Raw genomic sequence first — 8,094 nt, 5'->3', positions numbered from 1 at the left:
TGGGCATTGGGCATTGGGCATTGGGCATTGGGCATTGGGCATTGGGCATTGGGCAGAGGAGAGGAATTCTTCCTCTGCCCAATGCCCAATGCCTCTTCACCTGATTTCTACTTTATAGCTCAAGCAAAATGCATAATAAGTAGGAGGTGGCAACCTCCTGCGTTGGAGAAGTGTCTCATCTTAAAGTAATAGACGCCATAATTCAGAGCGTCAATTAGATACTAGTGTGATTAGATGATCAGCATGAAATTCCAACTTTATTTAGGCTCTTTATTTTCCCAGATTAAAGTACGTCATTGGTGGGTAAGTATCCTTTTGTGGATAGCTTTGGTTGCCCCAGCCCAAGCATCTGTAATCCTGCGTGTGGCAATTGAGAGAGGTGTTAATCAGGTAAAAGTGGGCAGTTCCACCACTGGGATCGTTAAGGATAGTACCGGACGGACTCTCGGACAGTTACCAGCGATGAGTGCATATTATGCCCAAGCCGTTCCTGGCGGAGTTGCTTTAGATAAGTGGCAGTCTGGTTTATTTTGGATTGAGCCAACTGGTAAAGGATTCGTTTATATTGGCGATCGCTGGTATCGGGGCAGAACTCTGGTTGTCCCCACAGACAAAGGCTTAACTGCTGTTAACTGGGTTGATGACCAAGAGTATCTCTACAGCGTTCTGGGTGGTGAAATGGATGCTAGCTGGCCTCAAGAAGCACTGAAAGCCCAAGCGATCGCAGCCCGCACCTACGCCCTCTACGAACGAGAAAAACAACGGAATAATCCCATTTACGATTTAGGCAATACCCCAGATCGTTGGCAAATTTACAAAGGCGTTATCAGTGAAGCTCCTGCTACTTACGCCGCAGTCGATTCCACACTAGGGGAGGTACTAACTTACAAAAACCAGATTATTCTCTCAGTTTTCCACGCTTGTTCTGGGGGACACACCGAAAACGTCGAAGATGTTTGGGGAAGCAACGAGCCTTACCTGCGTGCTGTTCAAGACTACGATCAAAATATCCGCGAGTGTAATTGGGTGAAAACCTTCTCACCTAATGAAATTAGCGCTAAATTTCCTCAGGTGGGCAGTGTGACGGCGATGATTCCAGAGACATACTCACCTTTCCGCAGTGTTAAAGTCTTGAAAATTGTCGGCAACAGAGGCACGAAGGTGCTACAGGGCGAGGAAGTGCGAACAGCCCTGAAGTTAAAAAGTACCAGATTTACTGTTACCAAGGGAGCCAATGGTAGTTTTGTACTGCAAGGGCTTGGCTACGGTCATGCTTTAGGCATGAGTCAGTGGGGGGCGTATAATCTGGCTCGGCAAGGAGTAAACCACCTGCAAATTTTGGGACATTATTATCAAGGTGTAGCCCTAACACCAATTCAGCCGAAGTAGTCCACTTCTGTACTTGAAGAACAATACAGAGTTCAGAATCAATAGACATCTGGTGAAATTAAATATGCCTTATCTAGAACCCTTGTAGAGATGCGAAATTTCGCGTCTCTACATTCTTTTTCGGAGATGTCTAATTAGTGTGGGATTTAGCGCAAAGTGCAGTCTTCTCCTTACAGCCCTTCTCAAGACACGAGACGCTGTTCGCGTTCGGGCATCTACGGCACTCTCACGCATGGGATTCGGGGAGACGCTTTAGGGCAAAGAGCGTCGCGTCTGGGGTCTCCCTAAGAGGAGCAACTTTGTTGTTGACACCTGATAGCGATCGCCTTGGTCTCGTAGAGAAGCGGTAGCGAGTTAGACGCTCGATGACTCGCTAACACCACTCACACAGAATTCAGAATTGAATTCTGGCGACTTGCGTCTTTATTCTGTTTTGTCAAATTTGCCGTACTAATGGCTGACCATCTTTGACTTCACCAACTAAAACTAAATCGACACAGTTAACAAAGATACCATTTTCCAGAACGCCGGGAATGTTATTCAATGTCTTTTCTAGGCCGGCTGGATCTTCAATCGAGTCAAATTTGACATCTAAGACAAAGTTCCCTTGGTCAGTGATCACTGGCCCAGCTTTTCTTACACCCATGCGGAGTTCTGGTTTGCCACCGAGTTTTTTGATGGCATTGGTAACAGGAGTAATTGCCATTGGAATCACTTCCACGGGTACAGCGAAAGTAGAACCCAAGCGGTCTACTAACTTGCCACTATCTACCACGACGATGAACTGTTCTGCCAGGTAGTCTACGACTTTTTCGCGGGTATGTGCTGCACCACCGCCTTTAATCAAATTCTTCTGCGGATCGACTTCATCTGCCCCATCAATGGCAATATCGATGTGGTCGATAGCGTCCAAGGTGGCGAGAGGAACACCGTACTGCTTCGCGAGCACTTCTGACTGAAATGAGGTGGGTATCCCAATAATATCTTTGAGTTCACCAGACTTGAGGCGATCGCCTAAATACTGAATTGTATATGCTGTAGTTGACCCCGTACCTAACCCGACAATGGAACCCGACTTGACTAGGGCGGCGGCGGCTTTGCCAACTTCTTGCTTCATTAACTTTACGGGATCTGCTGCTGCTGTCATTCCCAAAACTCCTGAAAAACTGACTATAGTCCATAGTAGTGGGGAGATAACGCTAAAAGATGAAAGGTAAAAAACAAGTTTTTGCTGATTTCTACTCCCTTGATATTAAAAGCAGCTAATACCCTGCATAGCTACGCAACATTGACTAGCTGAAGTTCGTCATTAAGTGAGTTACAGGTTATTAGGAACACCAAATTTTGCCTTAACCTCAGTAACGTAGTTTTTTAAATTCATTTAGCACCTAAAAGTGGTTATTATGATCCGTCAGCTTTCAACTACTCTATCTTTAGTAGCACTACTACAAAACTTGCCAGCAATTGCTCAAGTGCCAGAACCGACTTCTGGAATCCCATCTGATTCAATTCAACAGGTAACTGCTGTCAAATGGATGACAAACTCTTCCGATGGCAAATTTCATCCAGAAAGGTTACTGAGTAGGGCAGAATTAGCGTCGATTATGGTCAAAGCATTTCGACTAGATAAAAGACAAACTGCTAGCAAAGTAAATTTAGCTATTCCAGATGTCCCTCGTTCTCATTGGGCATTTAATGATATACAGACAGTCTTAAAAACTGACATCATGAAAGGCTATCGGGGCAACGAATTTTTCCCTAACCAAAAGGTAACAAGGGCAGAGGCTCTGGCTATTTTCGCCCAAGCCTATGGTGTATTTCAGTTTCCCGATGACGCTGTTAATGAGATTCTTGCTTCACATCCAGATGAAAAGTCTATCCCAGCTTGGGCTAGAAAAGCGATCGCTACAGTAGCTACTGAGGGATTTCTCAATACAGATGCTCAAGGCAATATTTTACCATTAAAACCCGTGACCCGTGGGGATATGGCTTATGTATTGAGTAAATATTTGCAACGACAACAGCAACAACCCGAAACACCAGAAGTTCCGATTATTCCAAACAGCCCACAATCACCTTAGCTCAATAGACTTATCCGGAAATGAGAACTTTATTTGGCTGAAACCTAGCTCTGGAGAGGGTTTTAGAGGTTCCTGTTTTATATAAGCTAAAAAGCCAGCTATGTAAGGGTTTCAGCTATTTTGAGGTTTATTTGTGGATAAGTCTAATAGAAAGTGTTTATGCACTGAAAGTGCGGAATATCAGTTAGCATCTCAATACAAAAGAAGATTTAGCTCTTTTTGCCATTGGAGTAAGGGCTTTTCCCAAGCTGACTCCCATTTTTGTGCAAAGAGAGATTTAGCATTTTTGCCCATTTCCCATCCCGTTTGAATAGCATTAAGCAAAGTGGGTAATTCTTCAGGATTGAATAAAAGGGTAGACATCATGCTACTAGAAAGCAAAGATACTGCTAGAGGATAGGGAAACTGTGGCAAGTGAAATGCCTGTAATCCGATCTCCTCAGCTGGTGATACACCAAAACCGGTCACAATATGCCAGATATCGTGGGTTTGGCCCAGTCTCGCCTCCACATAACTAGCATCGGAATAAATAGGTATCTCTTCGTACAACTCTTCTGCTCGAAATCCCTTTGCCTTCATTGACATGCTGTAAAGATATCCTAAGGAATCCGGTGGATATTGCAACAGAGTGTCCAGATCATGAGGCAAAGCCATGTATCGCTCTTCAATTAATGCTGCCGAACCAGGATCACCCTTTAGGTGCTCTACTGCAATGTCAAAGGAAGGTGTTTCCAGCAAAGCAACAGCCATTTCTCCCACTACATCCAGACTTGAATCTCCGGCAAGCATTGCCAGAAAAGGCTGTAATGCGCTAATTGTTCGCATCTGATGGGTTAAATCTTTTCCAACTTTGGAACTGGGTAATATAAATAAATCTTTGTCCATGACAATTTCCTCCTCTGGTCAGAAGATAATATGAATATTGCTCACGTTTATAATAATAATACGAGTACTGCTCATGTTTTGGCAAACAAATTTTTCAGAGATTTTTTTAAGTTCATGACTACCGATTCATTAAAGCCTAGAGGGATGCGCCGCCAGCCCCGCCAAGCCCGTAGCCAAGAGCGGGTAAATCAAATTTTGGATGTAGCTGAACAACTGTTTATTACGGAGGGCTATAACGCTACCAGTACGAATGCGATCGCGGTTAATGCCAAAGTACCTATCGGATCGCTGTACCAATTCTTTCCTGATAAGGCAGCAATTCTCTACAGACTGGCAGCTCGCTACAACCAGCAACTCCATCATTTATTAGTAGAATTGAATACACCTGAAAACAAGAGTTTACCTATCTCTAGCTATATGGAGCAGGTAATTGATACCGTTGATCAATTCTTTACCGATTATCCAGGTTATCATGCCATCTTTATGCCCTTGCAAGGTTCAATGCCTGAACTACAAGCGATCGATGCGGCGACTGATGCCCAACTGATTCAAGATTTGGCAATGTTTATATCCGAGCATTATCCAGATTTAGAACTATTAGTCTATGAAGCGATCGCTTTTGTATTGGTGAAAATGATTGGCACCCTCTTGTGGACTTCTCTTAGTCAAGAAAAAACATTCCGTCAACAACTGGTGAGAGAAACAAAAAGATTGACTCTGAGTTACTTGCAAAGTTATTTATAGCGACCTGCAACGCTAATCGCTCAAACCTGCAATCAAGACCTGAGTAAACCAGGATTATCTGCAACTATATATCCCTCTTTTGTCACTTTGGGAGAATCCAATCGCTCAAACGGTTACGGGGCTTTAATTTCTACCTTTTGTCTATAAATTTTAGTTTCTGTTAGAAAATAGAGCTTTGTCAGCAAAGACATGAGTAAAGCGCCTAACGCACCATATTATATAAGGATGCCTGATAGCAAAGCCGTAACTACTTTATAAATCAACTCTTAATTCCTAACTCCTGTACAGACGCGATTAATCGCGTCTCTAATCCTAACTCCTAACTTAACTTTCTATGCCAGAACAACAGCAATGGACTATAGCAGCAACTGAACAACCCCCGGAGTGGTTGATGGAAGCGGTAAAACAGCATATACCTGGATCAAGTGGAATATATGCAGCCAAATTGTTGTGGCAACGGGGAATTAAAGATGATCAACAATTAACAGCTTTTATCAACCATAAAGCTTATCAACCAGCAAGTCCCTTTGAGTTTGGGCAAGAAATGCACCTAGCGATCGCCCGGTTGCAACAAGCATATAACGCCAGAGAAAAAATTGCCATCTGGGGAGACTTTGATGCTGATGGCATTACTGCCACATCTGTACTTTGGGATGGATTAGGGCAATTTTTCAAACAAAATACTCAGTTAATTTACTACATTCCTAATCGTCTCAAAGAATCTCACGGATTGAATAATCAAGGGATTGATAACTTAGCAAAAGAAGGTTGTAAATTAATAGTTACTTGCGATACAGGCAGTACAAACATTGAGGAAATTATCTATGCCAAACAGCTAGGCATAGATGTAATAGTTACAGACCATCACACCTTACCTACCGAACGTCCACCCGTCGCAGCGATTATCAATCCCCGCTATTTGCCAAGGGAACATCAGCTGTTTCATCTTTCTGGGGTGGCGGTAGCTTATAAGTTGGTGGAAGCACTATATCAAACTCTGCCTAATGTGGCAAAACATCCGTTAGAGGATTTATTAGATTTAGTAGCAGTAGGATTAATTGCTGACTTGGTGCAGTTAAGTGGAGATTGTCGCTATTTGGCGCAGGTGGGAATTCAACGACTACAAGCAGATTTTCAACAGCCAGTAGCAGCGCGGCGGCGTCCGGGGGTGGGGCGATTATTAGAATTGTGCCAGAAAAGTGGCGATCGCCCCACAGATATTTCCTTTGGTTTAGGCCCAAGAATTAACGCCGTCAGCCGCATCCAAGGTGATGCCAGTTTTTGCGTTGAATTATTAACTAGTCGGGATGCCAAACGTTGTAACGAACTAGCCGAAGTTACAGAACTCGCAAACGTCCGCCGCAAATCTTTACAAAAAGATGTGCAAGCGCAAGTAGCACAAAAACTTACTCAATTAGACTTATCAACCACTAGCGTCATAGTCCTAGAAGATGCCCAATGGCCTGCGGGTGTATTGGGCTTAGTTGCCGGACAGATAGCACAAGAAACAGGTCGCCCGACTATTTTATTAAGTACGGAAGGGAGTGGAGAATCGGCTTGCCCTGAGCCTAGCCGAATGGGAGTGGGGAGTGGAGAAGATTTTGCCCCTATTCCCTACTCCCTACTCCCTACTCCCCTGGCTCGTGGTTCTGCCCGTTCGGTGAATTCCGTCGATTTATACCAACTGGTGAAAGACCAAGCACATTTGTTACATCGCTTTGGGGGACATCCCTTTGCAGCCGGTTTGAGTTTGTTAGTGGAGAACATTCCTTTATTTACAGCCGCGATTAATCAGCAGTTGCGGCAATCTTTAGGTAGTACAACCCTAACGCCAACTGTGCAAGCAGACTTGACGCTAACAGTAGCAGACTTGGGGAAAGATTTATTTTTGGAGATGAAACTGCTAGAACCTTGTGGAATGGGTAATCCTGTTCCGAAATTGCTAATTCAAAACTGCTGGTTTGAAAATTCTTGGCATCGTAATCAGCAGGATTGGCAAGGGAAAAAGGTACAGTATATTAAAACCGAGTTTGACATTCGGGATGATTCTAGCAGAAGTGCTTTTCCTGGTATATGGTGGGGACACTACAAAGATGAATTGCCTGTAGGAAGGTGTGATTGCATAGCAGAACTAGACTACAACACCTTCAAAAAACGTTATGAAATCAGATTAATTGCCGTGCGTCCGAGTGTTAACTCAGCACTTAACACTCAGCATGGGCTAAACCCTAGCTATCCGCTAACACCACTCATCCTAGACTGGCGTAACTTCCCCACTCCCCATTACCCCTTATCCCCAGAGGGGGCCCCACCTTCCCCACTCCCCACTCCCCCACTCTTGCTTGAAGATTGTCCCACTAATTGGGATGATTTACGCGCATGGTTGCGGCGATGTCTAAGGATCAGCCGCTCTGCATCTGGGCTTGACAATCAGCAACAATTAGCGATCGCCTGGTCTAAACCCAACCACCAACCACCCAATCAAATTTGGCTGACTCTTGTCGGAATTGCTAAATATCTCAGTCGCACAAATCAACTAGTTACCCGCGTCCAACTTTTAGAGAAAATCGGTATCAGCGACCAAACCTTACTTGTAGGAATCAAAGCTTTAAAATATTTAGGGTTCACAGTCAAACGACAAGACCGTTACTTGCAAATCACCTGGCATCCAAGCGATAGTGCAGAAAACTTTGCTGAGGCAGCAGTTGCACAATTTTTAGCTGCTGTGAGAGAAGAACAATTTCAGCGACAGTATTTTGCTGAAGTACCTTTATCTACTATTGTGGCGATCGCCAGCTCGGACAATTATTAACCCAAGTTGCAGGTTATCAGACTTCGAGTCAAAAGCACCTTATTTTTTATGAGAAAAATCCCCTTGCTGACAAGATAAAGTTTGCCAAGCACGCTGTAGCTCATATTTCGAGTTATGTTTGTCATGTGAGAGGGTGTTTGAAAAGTCGAGCAGGTTGTAAAAAAGCTCTCTCAGTATACGCTG

Annotated in this window: 6 protein-coding genes; 4 read left to right on the top strand and 2 right to left on the bottom strand. The window is 44.0% G+C overall.

Features of this window, described 5'->3' with window-relative positions:
- Positions 1–243 precede the first annotated feature (243 nt).
- Positions 244–1,389 carry a SpoIID/LytB domain-containing protein gene (locus tag PUQ00_RS31330; protein ID WP_300423774.1) on the top strand — a complete coding sequence of 382 codons (1,146 nt, stop codon included), beginning with the start codon at positions 244–246 and terminating at the stop codon, positions 1,387–1,389.
- A gap of 436 nt (positions 1,390–1,825) precedes the next feature.
- Here PUQ00_RS31330 and rpiA read toward each other — a convergent pair whose 3' ends face one another.
- The gene (gene rpiA, locus PUQ00_RS31325) at positions 1,826–2,536 is read right to left on the bottom strand and encodes a ribose-5-phosphate isomerase RpiA (protein ID WP_300423773.1); all 711 of its coding nucleotides are present in this window, start codon (positions 2,534–2,536) and stop codon (positions 1,826–1,828) included.
- Between the two features lie 256 nt (positions 2,537–2,792).
- On the opposite strand from rpiA, the gene PUQ00_RS31320 reads away from it, so the two are divergent.
- On the top strand, positions 2,793–3,470 hold the full coding sequence (locus PUQ00_RS31320) for an S-layer homology domain-containing protein (RefSeq protein ID WP_300423771.1): 678 nt from the start codon (positions 2,793–2,795) through the stop codon (positions 3,468–3,470).
- Between the two features lie 192 nt (positions 3,471–3,662).
- Here PUQ00_RS31320 and PUQ00_RS31315 read toward each other — a convergent pair whose 3' ends face one another.
- Positions 3,663–4,355, bottom strand: coding sequence for a Coq4 family protein (locus PUQ00_RS31315; RefSeq protein WP_300423769.1), 693 nt, complete (start codon positions 4,353–4,355; stop codon positions 3,663–3,665).
- A 114-nt stretch (positions 4,356–4,469) separates the two neighbouring features.
- Between PUQ00_RS31315 and PUQ00_RS31310 the strand changes: the two genes are divergently transcribed.
- Entirely contained in the window at positions 4,470–5,099 is a 630-nt protein-coding gene (locus PUQ00_RS31310) for a TetR/AcrR family transcriptional regulator (protein WP_300423767.1), read from the top strand.
- A gap of 334 nt (positions 5,100–5,433) precedes the next feature.
- Complete coding sequence (locus PUQ00_RS31305; protein ID WP_300423766.1) at positions 5,434–7,911, top strand: DHH family phosphoesterase; 2,478 nt, start codon at positions 5,434–5,436, stop codon at positions 7,909–7,911.
- Positions 7,912–8,094: the final 183 nt, after the last annotated feature.

Source organism: Nostoc sp. S13 (genome assembly GCF_029379315.1).
In the GTDB taxonomy this organism is placed as follows: Bacteria; Cyanobacteriota; Cyanobacteriia; order Cyanobacteriales; family Nostocaceae; genus Nostoc.
The sequence above is the reverse complement of the archived record's forward strand: the minus strand, read 5'-3'. Positions and strand labels throughout refer to the sequence as shown.